18 protein-coding genes are annotated in these 20,757 nt (G+C 56.5%); 15 read left to right on the top strand and 3 right to left on the bottom strand.

All coding sequences use genetic code 11. The features are described 5' to 3' along the window. Positions 1-553 precede the first annotated feature (553 nt). From RX972_RS17700 to RX972_RS17725, 6 genes are all read left to right on the top strand, one after another. Positions 554-1,933 carry an OprD family porin gene (locus RX972_RS17700; RefSeq protein WP_316877494.1) on the top strand — a complete coding sequence of 460 codons (1,380 nt, stop codon included), beginning with the start codon at positions 554-556 and terminating at the stop codon, positions 1,931-1,933. A 167-nt stretch (positions 1,934-2,100) separates the two neighbouring features. Further along, positions 2,101-2,739, top strand: coding sequence for a peroxiredoxin (locus tag RX972_RS17705; RefSeq protein ID WP_316877495.1), 639 nt, complete (start codon positions 2,101-2,103; stop codon positions 2,737-2,739). A 340-nt stretch (positions 2,740-3,079) separates the two neighbouring features. Beyond that, the gene (locus RX972_RS17710) at positions 3,080-4,045 is read left to right on the top strand and encodes a sulfonate ABC transporter substrate-binding protein (protein ID WP_316877496.1); all 966 of its coding nucleotides are present in this window, start codon (positions 3,080-3,082) and stop codon (positions 4,043-4,045) included. Between the two features lie 27 nt (positions 4,046-4,072). After that, the gene (gene ssuC / locus RX972_RS17715; RefSeq protein WP_027902267.1) at positions 4,073-4,870 is read left to right on the top strand and encodes an aliphatic sulfonate ABC transporter permease SsuC; all 798 of its coding nucleotides are present in this window, start codon (positions 4,073-4,075) and stop codon (positions 4,868-4,870) included. Continuing rightward, a complete protein-coding gene (gene ssuB, locus RX972_RS17720; protein ID WP_027902266.1) occupies positions 4,867-5,682 on the top strand; it encodes an aliphatic sulfonates ABC transporter ATP-binding protein in 816 nt (271 codons plus the stop codon). The genes ssuC and ssuB overlap by 4 nt, the downstream gene beginning before the upstream one ends. A 38-nt stretch (positions 5,683-5,720) precedes the next feature. Beyond that, entirely contained in the window at positions 5,721-5,936 is a 216-nt protein-coding gene (locus tag RX972_RS17725) for a molybdopterin-binding protein (protein WP_020291765.1), read from the top strand. A 275-nt stretch (positions 5,937-6,211) separates the two neighbouring features. Here the strand turns inward: RX972_RS17725 and RX972_RS17730 are convergent, their stop codons facing one another. Then, positions 6,212-7,051: an alpha/beta hydrolase gene (locus tag RX972_RS17730; RefSeq protein ID WP_316877497.1), complete on the bottom strand. Its 840-nt coding sequence runs from the start codon at positions 7,049-7,051 to the stop codon at positions 6,212-6,214. A gap of 733 nt (positions 7,052-7,784) precedes the next feature. On the opposite strand from RX972_RS17730, the gene RX972_RS17735 reads away from it, so the two are divergent. Then, the gene (locus tag RX972_RS17735; protein ID WP_316877498.1) at positions 7,785-8,672 is read left to right on the top strand and encodes a LysR family transcriptional regulator; all 888 of its coding nucleotides are present in this window, start codon (positions 7,785-7,787) and stop codon (positions 8,670-8,672) included. A 3-nt stretch (positions 8,673-8,675) separates the two neighbouring features. On the opposite strand, the gene RX972_RS17740 is transcribed toward RX972_RS17735, so the two are convergent. Together RX972_RS17740 and RX972_RS17745 are read right to left on the bottom strand one after the other, a co-directional pair. Continuing rightward, positions 8,676-9,320 carry a TetR/AcrR family transcriptional regulator gene (locus RX972_RS17740; protein WP_316877499.1) on the bottom strand — a complete coding sequence of 215 codons (645 nt, stop codon included), beginning with the start codon at positions 9,318-9,320 and terminating at the stop codon, positions 8,676-8,678. Between the two features lie 211 nt (positions 9,321-9,531). After that, positions 9,532-10,908, bottom strand: a complete 1,377-nt coding sequence (locus RX972_RS17745; RefSeq protein WP_099267909.1) for a glutamine synthetase family protein — start codon at positions 10,906-10,908, stop codon at positions 9,532-9,534. 275 nt (positions 10,909-11,183) lie between these two features. On the opposite strand from RX972_RS17745, the gene RX972_RS17750 reads away from it, so the two are divergent. From RX972_RS17750 to RX972_RS17785, 8 genes are all read left to right on the top strand, one after another. Next, positions 11,184-11,960: a gamma-glutamyl-gamma-aminobutyrate hydrolase family protein gene (locus RX972_RS17750; protein WP_316877509.1), complete on the top strand. Its 777-nt coding sequence runs from the start codon at positions 11,184-11,186 to the stop codon at positions 11,958-11,960. A 34-nt stretch (positions 11,961-11,994) separates the two neighbouring features. Next, a complete protein-coding gene (locus tag RX972_RS17755) occupies positions 11,995-13,353 on the top strand; it encodes a glutamine synthetase family protein (RefSeq protein WP_027900697.1) in 1,359 nt (452 codons plus the stop codon). 216 nt (positions 13,354-13,569) lie between these two features. Beyond that, the gene (locus RX972_RS17760; RefSeq protein ID WP_316877500.1) at positions 13,570-14,934 is read left to right on the top strand and encodes an aspartate aminotransferase family protein; all 1,365 of its coding nucleotides are present in this window, start codon (positions 13,570-13,572) and stop codon (positions 14,932-14,934) included. Between the two features lie 195 nt (positions 14,935-15,129). Continuing rightward, complete coding sequence (locus tag RX972_RS17765; RefSeq protein WP_027900695.1) at positions 15,130-16,227, top strand: polyamine ABC transporter substrate-binding protein; 1,098 nt, start codon at positions 15,130-15,132, stop codon at positions 16,225-16,227. 233 nt (positions 16,228-16,460) lie between these two features. Next, positions 16,461-17,555 (top strand): polyamine ABC transporter substrate-binding protein, encoded by a 1,095-nt coding sequence (locus tag RX972_RS17770; RefSeq protein ID WP_122397865.1) that lies wholly within the window; start codon positions 16,461-16,463, stop codon positions 17,553-17,555. Positions 17,556-17,611: 56 nt separating this feature from the next. After that, positions 17,612-18,754 (top strand): polyamine ABC transporter ATP-binding protein, encoded by a 1,143-nt coding sequence (potA, locus tag RX972_RS17775; protein WP_027900693.1) that lies wholly within the window; start codon positions 17,612-17,614, stop codon positions 18,752-18,754. Next, the gene (locus tag RX972_RS17780; RefSeq protein WP_122397864.1) at positions 18,751-19,671 is read left to right on the top strand and encodes an ABC transporter permease subunit; all 921 of its coding nucleotides are present in this window, start codon (positions 18,751-18,753) and stop codon (positions 19,669-19,671) included. The genes potA and RX972_RS17780 overlap by 4 nt, the downstream gene beginning before the upstream one ends. Beyond that, a complete protein-coding gene (locus tag RX972_RS17785; RefSeq protein WP_027900691.1) occupies positions 19,668-20,552 on the top strand; it encodes an ABC transporter permease subunit in 885 nt (294 codons plus the stop codon). Before RX972_RS17780 ends, RX972_RS17785 begins: the two co-directional genes overlap by 4 nt. Positions 20,553-20,757: the final 205 nt, after the last annotated feature.

The raw sequence follows: 20,757 nt of genomic DNA on the forward strand, positions 1-20,757 counted from the left end.
GTCAGGTGCCCTCCCGCAGCCCCAAAATCGGCCGACAGATGGTCCTGAAACGGCCGTTTCAAACTTTTCTCAGAACAAATTTTACGGGGCTGCATCCGGGTGATGACAACTGTAACAATCGGTGATGTACCCTCTGCGCCTCAATGATTGCGGGGATTTGAGTGGTTGTTGAGCTGTTTTGGGTGGGCTGATTCCAGAGAGCAGGCCGGTCGCTTTTTGCTTTCCGTTCGACCAGTCAGAATGATCTGACGAACGGCAGTGAAATATTATTTAGGAATTAGTGAAACAGCTCGATACACTCAATGACGGATGGATCCGACATGGTATGTGACATATAACCGACAGGTCTTAAAAGATCAGTAATAATTCTTTTTCGATTTGTTAAATGTTCACTACCCTGCGACCACCGTGACCGGTGGGTCATTGGTCTTGAGGCGCTGATTAACCATTGGCTTCGGTCGGGTTTAGCGCTAACCGTAAATTTTTGGGTCAGAGCGTCCCAGGGCCTCGGCACCAGAAATTATAAAAAATTAAGATTCACGAGGAGCGATTCATGAAGAAGTCCACTCTGGCCATGGCTGTAGCCTTCGGCGTTATGGCTCAGCAGGCCGGTGCAGCAGGTTTTATTGAAGACAGCAAAGCGTCCGTTAGTTCGCGTACTCTGTATTTCAACAACGACCCACGTGAAGGCACTGGTAACCGTACCGAAGAAACTGCAACGGGTCTGAAATTCGACTACCTGTCTGGTTTCACGCAAGGCACAGTCGGCTTCGGTCTTGACGTTCAAGCGCTGGTGGGTGTCCATCTGGATGGTGGTCGTGGTCATCACGGTGTAAACGGTGCCATTTCGCCTAGCGAAGACTTCGCTACCAAGGACAACCAAGCTACTGCCAAGTCCGTTGACGAGTGGACCCGTCTCGGCGCTAACGCCAAGGCCCGCTTCTCGAAAACAGAACTGCGCCTGGGTAACGCTCTGGCTCCAAACCTGCCAATTCTCGTTTCCAACGATGGTCGTTTGCTGCCGCAGGCCTTTGAAGGCGGTATCGTTTCCTCGAAAGAAATCGACAACGTCACCCTTACTGCTGGTCGTCTGAGCCAAGTCATCGGTCGCGCTTCCAGCAACTGGAGCGGCATGGGCATGTCCGGCACTGGTGCCTACAAAGACAGCAACAACTTCAGCTTCGCTGGTGGCGACTGGAAAGTTACCAAAGACCTGACCCTGCAGTACTACTACGCCAACCTGGAAGACTTCTATAAGCAACACTTCCTTGGCCTGGTACACGTCCTGCCTCTTGGTGAAGATCAGTCGTTCAAAACCGACCTTCGTTACTTCAACAGCAGCAAGGACGGCAAGAACGGCGAAGCTGGCTACGCGTTCAACAACAATGGCGGCTACGCCAAGAACGCTGGCGAAGTGGATAACCAGACTTGGTCTGCGATGTTCACCTACGCCCTGGGCGGCCACTCCCTCATGGTCGGCCATCAGCAAGTTGGTGATGACGGCGGCATTGCTTACATGAGCAGTGGCAACGTTACTAACAATGGCCGGAGCAATGGTCGTAACGAAGGTAACGGTGGCTCTAGCTTCTACCTGTTTACTGACTCAATGATCAGCGCCTTCAACCGCGCTGGCACCAATACCACTTTCGGTCAATACCAGTATGACTTCGCTCGCGTTGGCGTTCCTGGCCTGAAGGCTGCGATTGCCTACTTGCACGGTGACGACATCAAGGGCACCGGCGCAACCGTGGGGCGCGAGTTCTCTGAGTGGGAACGCGACGTGCGCGTTGACTACGTGATCCAGAGCGGCCCGTTGAAAGGCTTTGGCACCACTGTTCGTCATGGTTCGTACCGTGCTGATGCAGACTTGGCCGGCGCCACCGACGCTGACCAAACTCGCGTTATCTTCAACTACACCTACGCTTTCAAATAAGCCTGGTCAGTTGAAAAGGAACCCCGCTTCGGCGGGGTTCTTTTTGCCTGAAATTTGATATCTCCAAACGCTATATTCAAAGCGTTATCTATTCTTTTTAATTTCTAACGAAGGGGCGCAAAGTGGCTTCAATGAATGAGCAAACATCACAATAAGGAGCCACATCCATGAGCTTGCGACTTGGCGATATCGCCCCTGATTTTGAACAGGATTCCAGCGAAGGTCGTATCCGGTTTCACGAATGGCTGGGTAACAACTGGGGCGTGTTGTTCTCCCACCCCGCTGACTTCACCCCGGTCTGTACCACCGAATTAGGCTTCACCGCCAAGCTCAAGGACGAGTTTGCCAAGCGCGGAGTGAAGGCCATTGCGCTCTCGGTTGACCCGGTCGATTCCCACGTGAAGTGGATCGACGATATCAACGAAACCCAGAACACCCGAGTCAATTTCCCGATCCTGGCGGACGCGGATCGCAAGGTGTCCGAGCTGTACGACCTGATCCACCCGAACGCCAGTGAAACCCTGACCGTGCGTTCTCTGTTCGTGATTGATCCGAACAAGAAGGTGCGTCTGACCATCACTTATCCGGCCAGTACCGGTCGCAACTTCAACGAAATTCTGCGGGTCATCGACTCCTTGCAACTGACCGACAATCACAAAGTCGCCACGCCCGCTAACTGGGTCGACGGTGATGACGTGGTGATCGTGCCTTCGCTCAAGGATGAAGACGAGATCAAGCAACGCTTTCCAAAAGGCTATAGAGCCGTCAAACCGTACCTGCGTCTGACGCCACAGCCTAATCGCTGAATCACCCTTCCACGACAGATGGGGTTAGCTTGGGCCGATTCGTCGGCCCTTTTTTATTCTTGGGATTAAACACTTTCTCCTGTGGGAGCGGTGCTTGCCCGCGATAAGGCTGGACGCGATTCACTTTAGATCGCGTGGGCCTTATCGTGGGCAAGCACCGCTCCCACAAGTAAATGCACCATATGTCCTTATATGCATTTAAAGAATAACCAAATGAAAAAATAAGATTTATGGATATAAAAAATCACTGATATGGTCACTGCAATTCAACAAAACTCTCACACCTTACTCGTCCGCCAACGGGCCAGCAGGTGCCACTGAATTAGCAAAGGAGCGCGCCATGCGCACAGCTATTTTGCGTCAAGGTTTGGTCGCTCTGTTTGCCGCAGCGGTCGCCTTCGGCGCTGTCACCCAGGCTCAGGCCGAGACCTTGCGTATCGGTTATCAGAAATACGGCACGCTGGTGCTGCTCAAGGCCAAAGGCACGCTGGAGAGGCGTCTGGCCGAGCAAGGCGTGCAAGTGCAATGGACCGAGTTTCCCGGTGGCCCTCAATTGCTTGAAGGTCTGAACGTCGGCTCCATTGATTTTGGTGTGACGGGCGAAACGCCGCCGGTGTTTGCCCAGGCCGCGGGTGCTGATCTGGTATATGTCGCTTACGAGCCTCCCGCGCCGACCAGCGAAGCGATTCTGGTACCCAAGGACTCACCGATCACTTCCGTCAAAGAGCTCAAAGGCAAGAAAGTCGTCCTCAACAAAGGCTCCAACGTGCATTACCTGTTGGTCAAAGCCCTTGAAGATGCTGGCCTGAAATACACCGATATCCAGACTGTGTTCCTGCCGCCAGCCGATGCCCGCGCGGCATTCGAGCGTGGCAGCGTTGATGCCTGGGTTATCTGGGATCCCTACCAGTCAGCTGCCGAGCAGCAACTGCAAGCGAAAACCCTGCGCGATGGCACCGGGATTGTGGATAACCACCAGTTCTATCTGGCGACCAAGCCTTATGCTCAGAAAAACCCGAAAGTCGTTCAGGCGCTGATTGAAGAAGTTCGCGCAGTTGGTGAGTGGTCCAAGGCTCACCCTGAAGAGGTGACCAAACAGGTTGCTCCACTGCTCGGTCTGCCTGCGGATATCACCCTGACGTCGGTCAAACGCCAAGGCTACGGGGCGCTGTTCCTGACGCCGCAAGTGGTCGCCTCGCAGCAAAAAATCGCTGATACGTTTTATCAGCTCAAGTTGATTCCAAAGCCGCTGAACATCGCGGATGTGGTCTGGACGCCGCCCGCCGCTGTCGCGAAAGCGCCGTAATCAGTCGGACCCTGAGGAGACAACTCCATGAGCACTAGTGCTTCGCAACGAACAATCCAGCGCCTCGCGCCTTGGGCTCTGCCGATTCTGCTGCTGGCTATCTGGCAGCTGTCGGTCAGCGCTGGCTGGCTGTCCACCCGCATTCTGCCTGCGCCGAGCGCGGTCATAGAGGCGGGCGTCAATCTGGTTTCCAGTGGTGAAATCTGGACCCATCTGGCAATCAGCGGCTGGCGCGCAGGCGTCGGCTTCGCTATCGGTGGCGGCATTGGCCTGGCACTGGGTTTTATCACCGGCCTGTCGAAATGGGGCGAACGCCTGCTGGACAGCTCGGTACAGATGATCCGTAACATCCCTCATCTGGCGCTGATCCCGCTGGTGATTCTGTGGTTCGGCATCGACGAAACCGCCAAGGTCTTTCTGGTCGCATTGGGCACCTTGTTCCCGATTTACCTGAATACTTATCACGGGATTCGCAACATTGATCCCGCGCTGGTCGAGATGTCCCGCAGCTATGGTTTGTCCGGCTTCGGTCTGTTCTGGCATGTGATTCTGCCAGGGGCGATGCCTTCGATTCTGGTCGGCGTGCGCTTCGCATTGGGCTTTATGTGGTTGACGCTGATCGTCGCTGAAACCATTTCTGCCAGCTCCGGTATTGGCTACCTGGCAATGAACGCCCGGGAATTCCTGCAAACGGACGTCGTGGTACTGGCCATCGTGCTGTACGCAATATTGGGCAAGCTGGCCGACCTGGCTGCGCGTGGTCTGGAGCGCGTTTGCCTGCGCTGGCACCCGGCCTATCAAGTGACTAAAGGCGGTGCCGCATGAGCAGCTTGAAACAGCAACAGCCCGCGCATCTGCTGCGCGGCATCCCTCTGGCGGTTCAACAGCTGAAGAAAGCGTTCGGCAGCCGTGAAGTGTTGAAGAACATCGATCTGCACATTCCGGCCGGGCAGTTCGTTGCCGTGGTCGGCCGCAGCGGTTGTGGCAAAAGTACGCTGCTGCGTTTGCTGGCCGGGCTCGACAAGCCAACTGCCGGGCAACTGTTGGCGGGTTCTGGTGCATTGGCTGACGCCCGTGAAGACACGCGCCTCATGTTCCAGGAAGCGCGTCTATTGCCCTGGAAGAAGATCATCGACAACGTCGGCCTAGGTCTCAGCGGAGACTGGCGCGGTAAAGCGCTGGAAGCTCTTGAGGCGGTGGGCCTGGCCGAACGTGCCGAGGAGTGGCCGGCGGCATTGTCCGGTGGGCAGAAGCAGCGTGTGGCATTGGCCCGTGCGTTGATTCACCAGCCGCGCCTGCTGTTGCTCGATGAGCCACTGGGTGCGCTGGATGCCTTGACCCGCATCGAGATGCAGCAACTGATTGAAAACCTTTGGCGCAAACATGGCTTCACCGTGTTGTTGGTGACCCATGACGTCAGCGAAGCCGTTGCGATTGCTGATCGCGTGATTCTTATCGAGGAAGGGCGTATCGGCCTGGACTTGCTGGTTGATTTGCCACGCCCACGTGCCCGCGGCTCGCACCGTCTGGCCAACCTGGAAGCGCAAGTGCTCGAACGAGTGCTGTCGTTGCCTGGCTCGCCTCCTGAACCTGATCCCGTTTCACCGCTGCCTACGCAACTGCGTTGGGCCAATTAACCGACCGTTAGCCATCAAACCCACACAGGAAGATCATCATGACTATTAAAGCCATCAACGTTCGTAACCAGTTCAAAGGCACCATCAAGGAAATCGTCGAAGGCGACGTACTGTCGGAAATCGACGTGCAGACTGCTTCGGGTATCGTGACTTCCGTCATCACCACCCGCTCTGTAAAAGAGCTGGAGCTGGTGGTAGGCAGTGAAGTGATCGCGTTCGTGAAATCCACCGAGGTTTCCATCGCCAAGCTGTGACCGATGCGCAAAAAACAACCCCGGACGGTGAATGCCCTCCGGGGTTTTTTGCTTCTGGCGACACCGCGATATCTAACAACAAACACTTCGCCTGGCTTGGTCCCATCAAACACAAAATATAAACCACTGAATAGACGCGTTTGTGTGGGAGCGGTGCTTGCCCGCGATAAGAACACCGCGATTTAGCCTTCAGACCGCGTCGACCTTATCGCGGGCAAGCACCGCTCCCACATTGAACCGAGTTGCCGCACCATAGCGCGGTGGCGACGGAAAACTCATCCGTGTTTGTGGATAAACGCACTGGCCTTCTCGGCGAACATCAGCGGTTGATCTTCCATCAGAAAATGACCCGCATTGTCGATGAGCTGCAGCGTCGAGCCGGGAATGTCGCCGTGCAAGCGGTGGGCGTAACTTGATGGCTGCCATTCATCTTCGGCACCCCAAAGGATCTGCACCGGAATGTTCAGCTCGGGCAGGCGTTGCGCGAAGTCTTCCGTGTAGCGCGAGTCGTAATGCGCGACCTGATTCTTGTAAAAGCCTTGCTGGCCGATGAGGCCGGTGATCGGTGCCAGGTAAGCCTCAAGCAACTCGCCTTCCATGATGCTCTTATTGAAAACCGCCATACGCAGTTGGCGGATCATTAATTGCCGGTGTTCGTCTGCGTCCATTACGGCGTGTTCTGCGTAGTGCGCACGGATGTGCTGCCAGCTTGCAGATGGCCACGAGTCATAGCTGACGATATCGGCAATGGTCAGGGACAAGAAGCGTTCAGGTGCTTCGATTGCCAACCGCAGCGCAACGCCTCCACCAATGTCGTGGGCGATCACATGCGTGCGCTTCAGCCCCCAGTGATCCAGCAACTGTTCCAACAGGATCCGTTGGGCTGCTACTGACGTGTCCTGGTTTTGCGGAAACTCTGATGCCCCAAAACCCAGCAGATCGAACAGGTGCACTTTCAGCCCGGCAGCCACCAGTTCGGGGACGACGTTGCGCCAGATGATCGAGTGCGCAGGCGTGCCGTGCAGCAGGACAACCGGCAGCCCTTCGCCGTGGCAGCCAGTGGCGATACGTCGCCCGTCGATGATCACCTGTTGATTGAGCAGCGGATTGTTCATGAGCGAGGTCTCCGAGACGTTGATGACGGATTCAGCGTATCGAAGGGGTTTTCATGACGCCAATGACAACTTATGCTTCTGGAATTCGATTTTTGTCATGCTGATGTTCTGCATTCTCTGTGGGAGTGGTCCCGGTATCCCTGACACCTCGCTGTCGCTAAGCAAACGGATGACCCTGTAGGAGCCAACTTGTTGGCGAGACGTCGGACCCGCATCGTCAGAAATTCCGCTTCGCCAACAAGTTAGCTCCTACAAGGTCCGTGTTTCAAATCCATTATTGAAGGGATGTTTGATGTCCCGGTATCCCTGACACCGCGCTGTCGCGCAGCAAACGGGTGACCTGTAGGAGCCAACTTGTTGGCGAGACGTCGGACCCGCATCGTCAGAAATTCCGCTTCGCCAACAAGTTAGCTCCTACAAGGTCCGTGTTTCAAATCCATTATTGAAGGGATGTTTGATGTCCCGGTATCCCTGACACCGCGCTGTCGCGCAGCAAACGGGTGACCTGTAGGAGCCAACTTGTTGGCGAGACGTCGGACCCGCATCGTCAGAAATTCCGCTTCGCCAACAAGTTAGCTCCTACAAGGTCCGCGTTTCAAATCCATTATTGGAGTGATGTTTGATAGGAGCCGGGCTTGCCCGCGATAAGGACACCATGGTTTAGATGCCACACCGCGTCGCCTGCATCGCGAGCACGCTCTGCTCCCACACACTTGGGTAACCACAAGAAAACATGAATCAACGCCTCCCCATCGACGTACTCCGGGCTCTACGCAGCATTGTCGAGCTGGGCAGTGTGACCCGCGCAGCCGAAAGCCTGAACCTCACTCAGTCGGCGGTCAGCTGGAAGATCAAGCGATTGGAGAAACAGCTCGGACGTCCGCTGATTTGTCGTGAAGGTCAGCGTCTGGTTGCAACCAGCGACGGTGCCGAGTTGCTGATTCATGCGCGGCGCATCCTCAATTCCCACGACGAAGCGCTGGCGCTGTTTGCGCCATCTACCCTTGAAGGCACTGTCCGACTGGGCGTAACCGAGCAGGCTTCGCTCGCCCAGCTGTCACCGATATTGGCGAAGTTCTCCAGGCAGCACGGCAATGTCGACGTTCGTGTCGTCGTCGAGCAGAGTCAGGCGCTGCGCGAGTCGTTGATCAACGGCACGCTGGATCTGGCCTTGCATCAGGATTTCGCTCACGGGTTGAGTACTGAGGATCACTTGCTGTGGAGTGAGCGGCTGAACTGGTGCGTGCCTGCCGGTTGGGAATACAGCCCTGACACGACGGTTTCTCTCGTGACTTACGGGGCAGGATGTTTCTACGGCAATCTGGCGCAGGATCGTCTTCAGGTAGCAGGCATTCGCTGCAAGGTGGCGGTGCAGTGCCCCTCGACTGAGGGCGTGTTGTCGGCCATATCGGCGGGCCTGGGCATCGGGTTGGTGACGGCGAGCAATGTCGATAAACGCGTCGAGATCAATCATTTGTTCGAGCGCAGTATGCCGTTGCCAGAAGTGGCTAACGTGTTGCGTTTTAGCCAGCGCAAGCACGATCCGGTATTACAGGCATTGCAGCAGATGCTGGCGCAGACGTTGACGCGTGTCCGGGACGAGTCGCCGACTCCTGCGTGAAAATCAAGCCGTCAGGGGCTGCTCTCTTTTCGGCAGGCAGGGCGGTAAATACAGCCCGATATACGCATCAAACACCCGCATCCCTTCTTCCGCCATGCGTGGGGTGATTTCGTCATGCAGTTGCATGGAGCGCGCGTACACCCGGTCGCCCAGCTCCATGGCCAGGGCGAACACGTCAACATCGCCCGGTAATACCGGCAGCGCGAAGTGTCGCTCAAAGACCTCGAGCATCAAGTGCCCCAGTTCGATGTCGTGCTGACGATCCGCCTGAGTGATTTCGGTCAGGCCATGCTGGGCGAGGATTAACTGACGAGCAGCCGCGTCGGCGTTGTAGATGTCCAGCATGCGCTGTTCGACGACGCGTGACAGGTCACGCCAGTTCTTGAGCGAGTTGTGTTCGATGGGCGCTTGCAGGCTGGCGCGAAAGGCAGCGTGGATATCAGCCGTCAGTGCTTCCAGCAGGGCGGGAACACTGGCAAAAAAGTGGTAAACGGATGACGGCGGAATCTGTGCCCGTTCGGCCACGCTGTAGATCGACAGGCTTGCGACACCTTCAGCTGCCAGCAACTCGCGTGCGGCATCGAGGATCGAGTCGATCCGGGCCTGACTGGCTGCGCGGGGTTTGCGGGGCGTGACAGGGCGGGTCATGTGGCGATCTCGTGGGCGGGGCTGCGGAGATTGTACAGCGGTGATGAATCCAATGCTTTCGCGAATGAATTCGCTCCCCCGGGGATCACATCGCACATCTGTTGGAGCTCATTGATTGACGAAGAGGGCGGTTGAGACGGAGCAAGCTCCACACAAAAAAACGCCGAACAACCTTTCGGTTATGCGGCGTTTTTACTGTTCACATCAGTCGTTAAACGGTATGCAGGTACCAGTTGTACTCAAGGTCGGAGATGGAGTGTTCAAACTCTTCCAGCTCACTTTCCTTGCAGGCGACGAAGATATCGATGTATTTAGGATCGATGTACTTCGCCATGACTTCACTGTCGTCCAGCTCCCGCAAAGCATCGCGCAGGTTGTTGGGCAGGCTTTGTTCGTTCTGCTCGTAAGAGTTGCCCGATACCGGCGCGCCTGGTTCGATCTTGTTGGTCAGGCCGTGATGCACGCCCGCCAGAACAGAAGCCATCAACAGATAAGGGTTGGCGTCGGCACCCGCAACACGGTGCTCGATACGCACCGCGTCGGCAGTGCCGGTTGGTACTCGTACGGCCACGGTACGGTTATCCAGGCCCCAGCTCGGGGAGTTGGGCACATAGAACTGAGCACCAAACCGGCGATACGAATTGACGTTCGGGCAAAGGAACGCCATCTGTGCCGGTAGGGTCTCGAGCACACCGCCGATGGCATGACGTAACGCGGCGTTCTGCTCGGGATCCTCGCTGGTGAAGATATTCTTGCCATCGCGATCCAGGATCGAGATGTGTACATGCAAGCCGTTGCCTGCCTGGCCCGGGTAAGGCTTGGCCATGAAGGTGGTGTCCATCTCATGGTCGTAGGCGATGTTCTTGATCAGGCGCTTGAGCAATACCGCGTAGTCGCACGCTTTGATCGGGTCGGCAACGTGATGCAGGTTGACTTCAAACTGGGCCGGAGCACTTTCCTTGACGATGGCGTCAGCAGGAATCCCTTGCTCCTTGGCACCTTCCAGAATGTCCTGGAGGCAGTCGACGTATTCGTCGAGGTCGTCGATCAGGTAGACCTGTGTCGAGTGCGGGCGTTTGCCGGAAATCGGGGAGCGGGGTGGTTGCGGACGGCCGTTCACGTTCTCCTGATCGATCAGGTAGAACTCCAGCTCGAAAGCGGCGCAAATCGTCAGGCCCATTTCGTCGAACTTGGTCACGACCTGGCGCAACACTTCGCGCGGGTCAGCGAAAAACGGGTCACCTTCCAGTTCGTGCATGGTCATCAACAATTGCGCGGTAGGGCGCTTCTGCCAAGGCTCATTGCACAGGGTGTCGGGGATTGGATAGCAGATTCGGTCAGCATCACCGATGTCCAGACCCAGGCCGGTACTTTCGACCGTCGAGCCATTGATATCCAGGGCAAATAAAGAGGCAGGCAGGTTAATGCCCTTCTCGTAAACCTTATGGAGGCTGGTGCGTTCAATGCGCTTGCCGCGCACCACACCATTCATATCTGCAATCAGAAGGTCAACGTACAGAACCTCAGGATGTTCCTTAAGGAACGCGTTCGCTTCGTTAAGCTGAACGGCACGCGGGGGTACCGACATGATGCAACACCTTTGTTGTTAAAAATATCAATCATTGAGCTTTACGGGTTTCAGTCAATCCGAAAGCCATGATGAAGTCAATAGAGCCTTCCCTTGCCCCGAAAGGGCGCAAAAAGGCCGTTTTTGCCGCAATTCAGGGCAAGTATTTGACAGCGGAAGGCTACGGATTACGGGGCTTTCACGGTGCCTGTTCGATTTCTAAAGGCCTGTTGTGTAAAAAAACGAACAAGGCTAAGCTCGATTGCAACCCAGAACAGCAACAACACGGGGGTCCCATGTCACGCCTGCCCTTGATCGGCGTCACCGCCTGCACCAAGCAGATCGGTCATCATGCTTATCATGTTTCTGGCGACAAGTATGTCCGCGCGGTAGCAGTGGCTGCCAAGGGCATGCCGTTGATTCTGCCTTCACTTGGCCCCTTGCTGGACCCCGCTGACATTCTTTCCAGTCTCGATGGACTGCTGTTCACCGGTTCGCCTTCCAATGTCGAACCCTGCCACTATAGTGGCCCAGCCAGTGCGCCGGGTACTGCTCATGATCCCGAACGCGACCGCACCACCTTACCGCTTATTCGTGCTGCCGTGGCAGCTGGTGTTCCGGTTTTAGGCATTTGCCGTGGTTTTCAGGAGATGAATGTGGCGTTTGGTGGCAGCCTGCATCAGCGTGTCCATGAAACTGAAGGCTTCATGGATCATCGTGAACCCGACAATGAAACGGTAGAAGTCCAGTACGCGCCCAGTCATTCCATGCGCGTTCAGCAGGGTGGTGTGCTGGATGCATTGGGGCTGGCGAGTGAAATCCGCGTCAATTCGATTCATGGACAAGGTATCGAGCGTCTGGCACCGGGTCTGCGGGTTGAGGCCCTCGCGCCCGATGGCTTGATTGAGGCCGTCTCGGTCCAGGACAGTCCGGGATTTGCGCTGGGCGTGCAATGGCATCCCGAGTGGCAAGTTACAGCGAACCCTGATTACCTTGTCATCTTCCAGGCGTTTGGCGATGCCTGCCGTAAACGAGCACTACAACGCGACGCCGATGCGTCAAATAACGCCTGATTCGCGATCAGGACTCTGACCACCTGAGGTATTTATGAGTACCAACCTCGACCAGCTCACCGATTGGTTGAAAGAACACAAGATCACCGAAGTCGAATGCATGATTGCCGACCTGACCGGGATCACTCGCGGCAAGATTTCTCCCACCAACAAATTCATTGCCGAGAAGGGCATGCGCTTGCCGGAGAGCGTATTGCTGCAGACGGTAACCGGTGACTACGTCGAAGACGACATCTATTACGAATTGCTCGACCCGGCAGACATCGACATGTTCTGCCGTCCGGATGCCAACGCGGTTTATGTAGTGCCCTGGGCCATCGAGCCCACCGCGCAGGTCATCCATGACACCTACGACAAGCAGGGCAACCCCATTGAGCTGTCACCGCGTAACGTCTTGAAGAAAGTCCTCAAGCTCTACGCCGATCAAGGCTGGCAGCCCATTGTTGCGCCGGAGATGGAGTTTTACCTGACCAAGCGCAGCGATGACCCCGATTACCCGTTGCAGCCGCCAGTCGGGCGCTCCGGGCGTCCTGAGACAGGTCGTCAGTCGTTCTCCATCGAAGCAGCCAACGAGTTTGATCCGCTGTTCGAAGACGTCTACGACTGGTGCGAACTGCAAAATCTCGACCTGGATACGCTGATCCATGAAGACGGCACGGCGCAGATGGAAATCAATTTCCGTCACGGTGACGCCTTGTCGCTGGCCGATCAGATTCTGGTATTCAAGCGCACCATGCGCGAAGCTGCCCTCAAGCACGATGTCGCAGCGACGTTCATGGCCAAACCGATGACGGGCGAGCCTGGCAGCGCCATGCACTTGCACCAGAGCATCATCGACATCAAGACCGGCAAGAACATTTTCTCCAACGAAGACGGGACCATGAGCGAGCTGTTCCTGCAGCACATCGGCGGCTTGCAGAAGCTGATTCCCGAGCTGTTGCCGCTGTTCGCGCCCAACGTCAACTCGTTCCGCCGCTTCCTGCCCGATACTTCCGCACCGGTAAACGTTGAGTGGGGCGAAGAAAACCGTACGGTTGGCTTACGTGTCCCGGATGCCGGCCCGCAGAACCGTCGTGTGGAGAACCGCTTGCCCGGCGCCGACGCCAACCCTTATCTGGCGATTGCCGCGAGTCTGCTGTGCGGTTTCATTGGGATGGTTGAACACATCAACCCGAGCGCTCCGGTCGTCGGCCGTGGTTACGAACGGCGCAACCTGCGTCTGCCGCTGACCATTGAAGATGCACTGGAGCGGATGGAAAACAGCAAGACCGTCGAGAAATACCTGGGTGAGAAATTCATCAAGGGCTACGTCGCGGTCAAACGTGCCGAGCATGAAAATTTCAAACGCGTGATCAGTTCGTGGGAGCGCGAGTTCCTGCTGTTTGCGGTTTGATACAAGGCACCCAAATCTGAAGTGAACGCTGGACCTGTGGGAGCGAGGCTTGGTCTGGGCGGCATTCCGACGATAAGAACACCTCGGACTCAAGTGAATCGCGTCCAGCCTTATCGTCGGAATGCCGCCCAGACCAAGCCTCGCTCCCACATCAAAACCGTGTTCCAGCTTGGATGCTCTTAAGCACTACAAGCTAAAAGCATATGGAGTTGTGTAATGAGTTCCAAAAACCCGCAAACCCTCGAATGGCAGGCCTTGAGCAGTGAGCATCACCTGGCCCCGTTCAGCGATTACAAGCAACTCAAAGAGGTTGGCCCGCGGATCATCACCCGCTCAAGCGGGGTTTATCTGTGGGACAGCGAGGGCAACAAGATCCTTGATGGTATGTCCGGCCTATGGTGTGTCGCCATCGGTTATGGCCGCGAAGAACTGGCCGATGCAGCCGCCAAGCAGATGCGCGAACTGCCTTACTACAACCTGTTCTTCATGACGGCTCACCCGCCGGTGCTGGAGTTGGCCAAAGTTATCTCCGAAATCGCCCCTGAAGGCATGAACCATGTGTTCTTCACCGGTTCCGGCTCGGAAGGCAACGACACCATGTTGCGCATGGTTCGCCACTATTGGGCAATCAAAGGCCAGCCGAACAAGAAAACCATCATCAGTCGGATTAACGGTTATCACGGCTCTACGGTGGCGGGCGCAAGCCTGGGTGGCATGACCTACATGCACGAGCAGGGCGACTTGCCGATCCCGGGCATCGTGCATATCCCGCAGCCGTACTGGTTTGGTGAAGGCGGTGACATGACGCCGGACGAGTTCGGTATCTGGGCTGCCGAGCAACTGGAGAAGAAAATTCTCGAACTGGGCGTGGACAACGTCGGTGCGTTTATTGCCGAGCCAATTCAGGGTGCGGGCGGCGTTATCGTGCCACCTGATACCTACTGGCCTAAGGTCAAAGAGATCCTCGACAAGTACGACATCCTGTTCGTCGCCGACGAAGTGATCTGTGGGTTTGGCCGTACGGGTGAGTGGTTTGGTAGCGACTTCTACGGCCTCAAGCCGGACATGATGACCATCGCCAAAGGCCTGACCTCGGGTTACATCCCCATGGGCGGTTTGATTGTGCGTGACGATGTGGTGGCGGTGCTCAACGAAGGCGGCGACTTCAATCACGGCTTTACGTATTCAGGGCATCCGGTGGCTGCGGCCGTGGCGCTGGAGAATATTCGCATCCTGCGCGAAGAGAAAATCGTCGAGCGCGTCAATGCGGAAACGGCACCATACTTGCAGAAACGTCTGCGTGAGCTGAGCGATCATCCGCTGGTGGGTGAAGTCCGTGGTGTGGGTCTTTTGGGGGCTATTGAGCTGGTCAAGGACAAGACAACCCGCGAGCGTTACACCGGCAAAGGGGCTGGCATGATTTGTCGAACCTTCTGCTTCAACAATGGCCTGATTATGCGGGCTGTAGGCGACACCATGATTATCGCGCCACCGCTGGTGATCAGTTTTGCGGAAATTGATGAGTTGGTCGAGAAAGCCCGCAAGTGCCTGGATCTGACGCTGGCTGAGCTGCAAGGTTAGGCCGGTCTTGAACTGTGGGAGCCGGGCTTGGTCTGGGCCGCATTCGGACGATAAGGCTGGACGCGATCTAAAGTGAACCGCGTCCAGCCTTATCGCGGGCAAGCCCGGCTCCCACATGAAAGCTTGAAAGCGTGCCCCGGAAATTGCCAGACTAATGGCTAGAAGCCGCTACCTAATAACACTGGAGTTGTACACATGAAGAAATTTGGCAAGACCCTCCTCGCTTTGTCCCTCATGGGTGTCGTGGCCGCTGCTGCGCAGGCCGACGACAAAGTGCTGCACGTGTACAACTGGTCCGATTACATCGCCAAGGACACCATCTCCAAATTCGAAAAAGAGTCGGGCATCAAAGTCGTTTACGACGTGTTCGACAGTAACGAAACCCTGGAAGCCAAGCTGCTTGCCGGCAAGTCCGGTTACGACATCGTCGTGCCGTCGAACAACTTCCTGGCCAAGCAGATCAAAGCCGGGGTTTACCAGCCGCTGGACAAGTCCAAGCTGTCCAACTACAAAAACCTGAACACCGACCTGCTCAAAGCCGTGTCGGTCAGCGACCCGGACAACAAGCACGCCTTCCCGTACATGTGGGGTTCGATTGGTATCGGTATCAACCCGGACAAAGTCAAAGCCGCATTGGGTGCCGACGCTCCGGTCAATTCCTGGGACTTGCTGTTCAAGCCAGAGAACGCCGCGAAGCTGAAATCCTGTGGCATCAGCTTCCTCGATTCGCCAACCGAAATGCTGCCGATTGCCCTGCACTACCTCGGTTATCCAACCGACAGCCAGGACAAGAAACAGTTGGCTGAAGCCGAAGCGCTGTTCATGAAAATCCGTCCTTCGATTGGCTATTTCCACTCCTCGAAATACATCTCCGACCTGGCCAACGGCAACATCTGCGTCGCCGTGGGTTACTCGGGCGATATCTATCAGGCCAAATCCCGCGCTGAAGAAGCCGGTGGCAAGGTGAAAGTCAGCTACAACATTCCGAAAGAAGGTGCTGGCAGCTTCTACGACATGGTGGCAATCCCTAAAGACGCGGAAAACGTCGACGGTGCCTACAAGTTCATGAACTTCCTGCTGCAGCCGGAAATCATGGCCGAGATCACCAACGAAGTCCGCTTCCCGAACGGTAACTCGGCGGCAACGGCCCTGGTCGATAAAGACATCACCAGCGACCCGGGTGTTTACCCACCTGCTGATGTGCTTGCCAAGCTTTACGCCATCGCTGACTTGCCAGCCGCCACCCAGCGGATCATGACCCGCAGCTGGACCAAGATTAAGTCGGGTAAATAATCCCGGCTGACGGAAAACCTGTAGGAGCTGCCGAAGGCTGCGATAGCGGTGTGTCAGAGACATTGCATCGCAGCCTTCGGCAGCTCCTACAGGTAAGTCCAAGGCACTGTCACATAAAGTTTTTTTGCGATACGCGGTCAACAACGGTAAGTTGCGCCCCCGGATTTTTCCGACCTGATCTGCTCAACTTTCCGACACGGGCACCAGACCCCACCTCAAAAAGGATTGTTCACGTGTCTATTTCTTTATTTGCCAAATCCATGCTCGCCGCCGCCACGCTGACAGCTACCGTCGCAGCGCACGCCGCACCCACCGTGCATATTTATAACTGGTCCGATTACATCGGCAAAACCACCCTCGAAGACTTCGAAAAAACCACCGGCATCAAGCCGATGTACGACGTGTTCGACTCCAATGAAACCCTGGAAGCCAAGCTGCTCGCGGGCCGCACGGGCTATGACGTTGTCGTGCCGTCCAACCACTTCCTCGGCAAGCAGATCAAAGCGGGCGCGTTCCAGAAGCTCGACAAGAGCCAGCTGCCGAACTACAAGAATCTCGACCCGGCGCTGCTCAAGCGTTTGGAGAAAAACGATCCGGGTAACCAGTACGCTGTGCCGTATCTGTGGGGCACCAACGGCATCGGTTACAACGTCGAGAAAGTCAAAGCGGTATTGGGTGTCGACAAGATCGACTCCTGGTCGGTGCTGTTCGAACCTGAAAACATCAAGAAGCTGCAGAGCTGTGGCGTAGCCATGCTCGATTCTGCCGATGAAATGCTCCCGGCGATGCTCAATTATCTGGGCCTGAACCCCAACAGCACGAACGAAGCCGACTATAAAAAGGCCGAAGCCAAGCTGATGGAGATTCGTCCTTACGTGACCTACTTCCACTCCTCTAAATACATCACCGATCTGGCCAATGGCGATATCTGCGTAGCGGCCGGTTTCTCGGGCGATGTGTTCCAGGCCAAGTCCCGGGCAGAGGAAGCAGGCAAGGGCGTGAACATCGCCTACAGCATCCCGAAAGAGGGCGGCAACCTGTGGTTCGACATGCTGGCGATCCCTGCGGACTCGAAAAATACCAAGCAGGCCCACGCATTCATCAACTACATGCTCGAGCCTAAAGTCATCGCGCAAGTGAGTGACGAAGTGGGTTACGCCAACCCGAACCCGGCTTCCGACGAATTCATGGACAAGGACATTCGCGCAGATGAGGCGGTCTATCCGTCCAAGGAAGTGCAGGAGCGCCTGTACGTCAATTCCGAGCTGCCGCCGAAGATTCAGCGTGTCATGACGCGCAGCTGGACCCGAATCAAATCCGGTAAATAAAGCCCCCGCGCCCGGTCATGCAGACCGGGCTGCAAAACCAGTTGGGAGTTTCACCCATGGCAGTTGCCTCCGGCGCCTACAAGAAATCACTCGAAGGCGATCAGCAACCCAAGCAGGTGCTGGTCAAAATCGATCGGGTCACGAAGAAATTCGATGAGACGATTGCCGTGGACGACGTGTCCCTGCAAATCAACAAGGGCGAGATTTTCGCCTTGCTGGGTGGCTCCGGCTCCGGCAAGTCAACGCTGCTGCGCATGCTGGCCGGTTTCGAGCGGCCGACAGAAGGGCGGATCTTCCTCGATGGCGTCGATATCACCGACATGCCGCCGTACGAGCGTCCGATCAACATGATGTTCCAGTCCTACGCGCTGTTTCCGCACATGACGGTGGAGCAGAACATCGCGTTCGGCCTGCAGCAGGACAAGCTGCCCAAAGCCGAAATCACCGAGCGCGTGGCTGAAATGCTCAAGCTGGTGCAGATGACCCAGTACGCGCGTCGCAAGCCTCATCAACTGTCTGGCGGTCAACGTCAGCGGGTGGCGCTGGCTCGTTCTCTGGCGAAGAAACCCAAGCTGTTGTTGCTCGACGAGCCGATGGGCGCGCTGGACAAGAAACTGCGTTCGCAGATGCAGCTGGAACTGGTGGAGATCATCGAGCGGGTCGGCGTGACCTGCGTGATGGTGACCCACGACCAGGAAGAAGCCATGACCATGGCTGAGCGCATCGCGATCATGCACCTGGGCTGGATCGCTCAGATCGGCAGCCCAATCGATATCTACGAAACCCCGACCAGCCGTCTGGTCTGCGAGTTCATTGGTAACGTCAACCTGTTCGAAGGCGAAGTGATCGAGGACATGGAAGGTCATGCCCTGATTCGCAGCCCCGAGCTGGAGCGCAATATCTACGTCGGTCACGGCGTAACGACGTCGGTGGAAGACAAGCACATCACCTACGCGTTGCGTCCGGAGAAACTGCTGGTCACCACTGAGCAGCCGAGCTTCGAATACAACTGGTCGCGGGGCAAAGTCCACGACATCGCGTATCTGGGCGGCCATTCGGTGTTCTACGTGCAACTGCCGTGCGGCAAGCTGGTGCAGTCGTTCGTTGCCAACGCCGAGCGCCAAGGCACACGACCGACCTGGGGCGATGAAGTGTTTGTCTGGTGGGAAGACGACAGCGGCGTGGTATTGCGCTCATGAAGATACGCAAAATCAAGCGTGCTCTGGGGCGGATAACCCCCAACGGCCGGCAGCTCGTCATTGGGGCACCGTTCCTCTGGCTGTTCCTGTTCTTCGCCTTGCCGTTTCTGATCGTCATCAAGATCAGTTTCGCTGAAGCTGACGTGGCGATTCCGCCCTACACCGAAATTTTCAGCTACGCCGAGCAGAAGTTCGAGGTCATCCTCAACTTCGCCAACTACGCGTTGCTGACAGGCGATGATCTGTACATTTCGGCGTATCTGGGCTCGCTGAAAATGGCGTTCTTCAGCACCTTGCTGTGCTTGTTGATCGGCTTCCCGATGGCCTATGCCATTGCGACCGCACGCAAGGAACTGCAAACCGTGCTGTTGCTGTTGATCATGATGCCGACCTGGACCGCGATTCTGATCCGGGTGTACGCGTGGATGGGCATCCTCAGCAATAACGGGCTGCTCAATGCGTTCCTGATGTGGCTGGGCCTGATCGACGAGCCTTTGCAGATCCTGAATACCAACCTGGCCGTCTATATCGGCGTGGTGTATTCGTACCTGCCGTTCATGATCCTGCCGCTGTACGCCAACCTGGTTAAACATGACGCAAGCCTGCTTGAGGCGGCGTCTGACCTGGGCTCGAGTAACTTCAACAGCTTCTGGAAGATCACCGTGCCGCTGTCCAAGAACGGCGTCATTGCGGGTTGCATGCTGGTGTTCATTCCGGTGGTTGGTGAATTTGTTATTCCTGAGCTTCTGGGTGGGCCGGAGACCCTGATGATTGGCCGCGTGTTGTGGCAAGAGTTCTTCAACAACCGTGACTGGCCGGTGGCTTCGGCGTTGGCGGTGATCATGCTGTTGATCCTGATCGTGCCGATCATTCTGTTCAACCGCAGTCAGGCCAAAGAGCTGGAGGGCAGGGCATGAGAGGCTTTCGATTCTCGAACATGATGCTGGTCCTTGGCCTGCTGTTTATCTACGCGCCGATGGTGATTCTGGTCATCTACTCGTTCAACGCCTCCAAACTGGTGACGGTCTGGGGTGGCTGGTCGGTGCACTGGTATGTCGGGCTGCTGGATAACTCGCAACTGATGGGCTCGGTGATGCGCTCTCTGGAAATCGCCACGTACACGGCGATTGCAGCGGTAGCGCTGGGTACCATGGCAGCGTTCGTGTTGACCCGCATCACACGCTTCAAAGGCCGCACGTTTTTCGGTGGGCTGGTGACAGCGCCGCTTGTCATGCCTGAAGTGATTACCGGTCTGTCGCTGTTGCTGCTGTTCGTGGCCATGGCCCAGTTGATCGGCTGGCCGCAAGAGCGCGGCATCGTCACCATCTGGATCGCTCACACCACGTTCTGCGCGGCTTATGTGGCCGTGGTGGTTTCGGCGCGGTTGCGTGAGCTGGACTTGTCCATCGAAGAGGCCGCCATGGACCTTGGGGCGCGGCCCTGGAAGGTGTTCTTCCTGATCACCATCCCGATGATCGCGCCTTCGCTGGCGGCGGGGGCCATGATGTCCTTCGCCCTGTCGCTGGACGATCTGGTACTGGCGAGCTTTGTCTCTGGTCCCGGTTCGACCACTTTGCCGATGGAAGTCTTCTCCGCTGTACGCCTGGGCGTGAAGCCGGAAATCAACGCCGTCGCGAGCCTGATTCTGCTGGCCGTTTCGTGCGCAACTTTCCTGGTCTGGTTCTTCAGCCGCCGTGCCGAGCAACAGCGCAAGAAAGCCATCCAGCAAGCCATCGAAGAAAGCGCGGCTGATAGCTACAAACAACCCGACCCACGCCGCGCGGCTGCGCCGGTGTGATGATCTTCAGCATGTAGGTGACCTTGTGGGAGCCGAGCTTGCTCGCGATGAGGATGAATGCGGTTCACTTTAGATCGCGTCCAGCCCAATCGCGAGCAAGCTCAGCTCCCACAAATCAGTTACCTGGAACCAACCTCAACGTACCTTGGGCATTCTTCGCCACATCCTCTTCGCTCAGATGCTGCGGCACGTACTCGCCGTTGAT

The sequence above is a fragment of the Pseudomonas syringae group sp. J309-1 genome, from assembly GCF_032582135.1.
Classification (GTDB): Bacteria; Pseudomonadota; Gammaproteobacteria; order Pseudomonadales; family Pseudomonadaceae; genus Aquipseudomonas; species Aquipseudomonas quasicaspiana.

What these genes read in the sequence shown, in the direction of transcription:
- RX972_RS17700 (WP_316877494.1), top strand. Translation starts at nt 554, where the DNA reads ATGAAGAAGTCCACTCTGGCCATGGCTGTAGCCTTCGGCGTTATGGCT.
- RX972_RS17705 (WP_316877495.1), top strand. Translation starts at nt 2,101, where the DNA reads ATGAGCTTGCGACTTGGCGATATCGCCCCTGATTTTGAACAGGATTCC.
- RX972_RS17710 (WP_316877496.1), top strand. Translation starts at nt 3,080, where the DNA reads ATGCGCACAGCTATTTTGCGTCAAGGTTTGGTCGCTCTGTTTGCCGCA.
- ssuC (WP_027902267.1), top strand. Translation starts at nt 4,073, where the DNA reads ATGAGCACTAGTGCTTCGCAACGAACAATCCAGCGCCTCGCGCCTTGG.
- ssuB (WP_027902266.1), top strand. Translation starts at nt 4,867, where the DNA reads ATGAGCAGCTTGAAACAGCAACAGCCCGCGCATCTGCTGCGCGGCATC.
- RX972_RS17725 (WP_020291765.1), top strand. Translation starts at nt 5,721, where the DNA reads ATGACTATTAAAGCCATCAACGTTCGTAACCAGTTCAAAGGCACCATC.
- RX972_RS17730 (WP_316877497.1), bottom strand. Translation starts at nt 7,051, where the DNA reads ATGAACAATCCGCTGCTCAATCAACAGGTGATCATCGACGGGCGACGT.
- RX972_RS17735 (WP_316877498.1), top strand. Translation starts at nt 7,785, where the DNA reads ATGAATCAACGCCTCCCCATCGACGTACTCCGGGCTCTACGCAGCATT.
- RX972_RS17740 (WP_316877499.1), bottom strand. Translation starts at nt 9,320, where the DNA reads ATGACCCGCCCTGTCACGCCCCGCAAACCCCGCGCAGCCAGTCAGGCC.
- RX972_RS17745 (WP_099267909.1), bottom strand. Translation starts at nt 10,908, where the DNA reads ATGTCGGTACCCCCGCGTGCCGTTCAGCTTAACGAAGCGAACGCGTTC.
- RX972_RS17750 (WP_316877509.1), top strand. Translation starts at nt 11,184, where the DNA reads ATGTCACGCCTGCCCTTGATCGGCGTCACCGCCTGCACCAAGCAGATC.
- RX972_RS17755 (WP_027900697.1), top strand. Translation starts at nt 11,995, where the DNA reads ATGAGTACCAACCTCGACCAGCTCACCGATTGGTTGAAAGAACACAAG.
- RX972_RS17760 (WP_316877500.1), top strand. Translation starts at nt 13,570, where the DNA reads ATGAGTTCCAAAAACCCGCAAACCCTCGAATGGCAGGCCTTGAGCAGT.
- RX972_RS17765 (WP_027900695.1), top strand. Translation starts at nt 15,130, where the DNA reads ATGAAGAAATTTGGCAAGACCCTCCTCGCTTTGTCCCTCATGGGTGTC.
- potA (WP_027900693.1), top strand. Translation starts at nt 17,612, where the DNA reads ATGGCAGTTGCCTCCGGCGCCTACAAGAAATCACTCGAAGGCGATCAG.
- RX972_RS17780 (WP_122397864.1), top strand. Translation starts at nt 18,751, where the DNA reads ATGAAGATACGCAAAATCAAGCGTGCTCTGGGGCGGATAACCCCCAAC.
- RX972_RS17785 (WP_027900691.1), top strand. Translation starts at nt 19,668, where the DNA reads ATGAGAGGCTTTCGATTCTCGAACATGATGCTGGTCCTTGGCCTGCTG.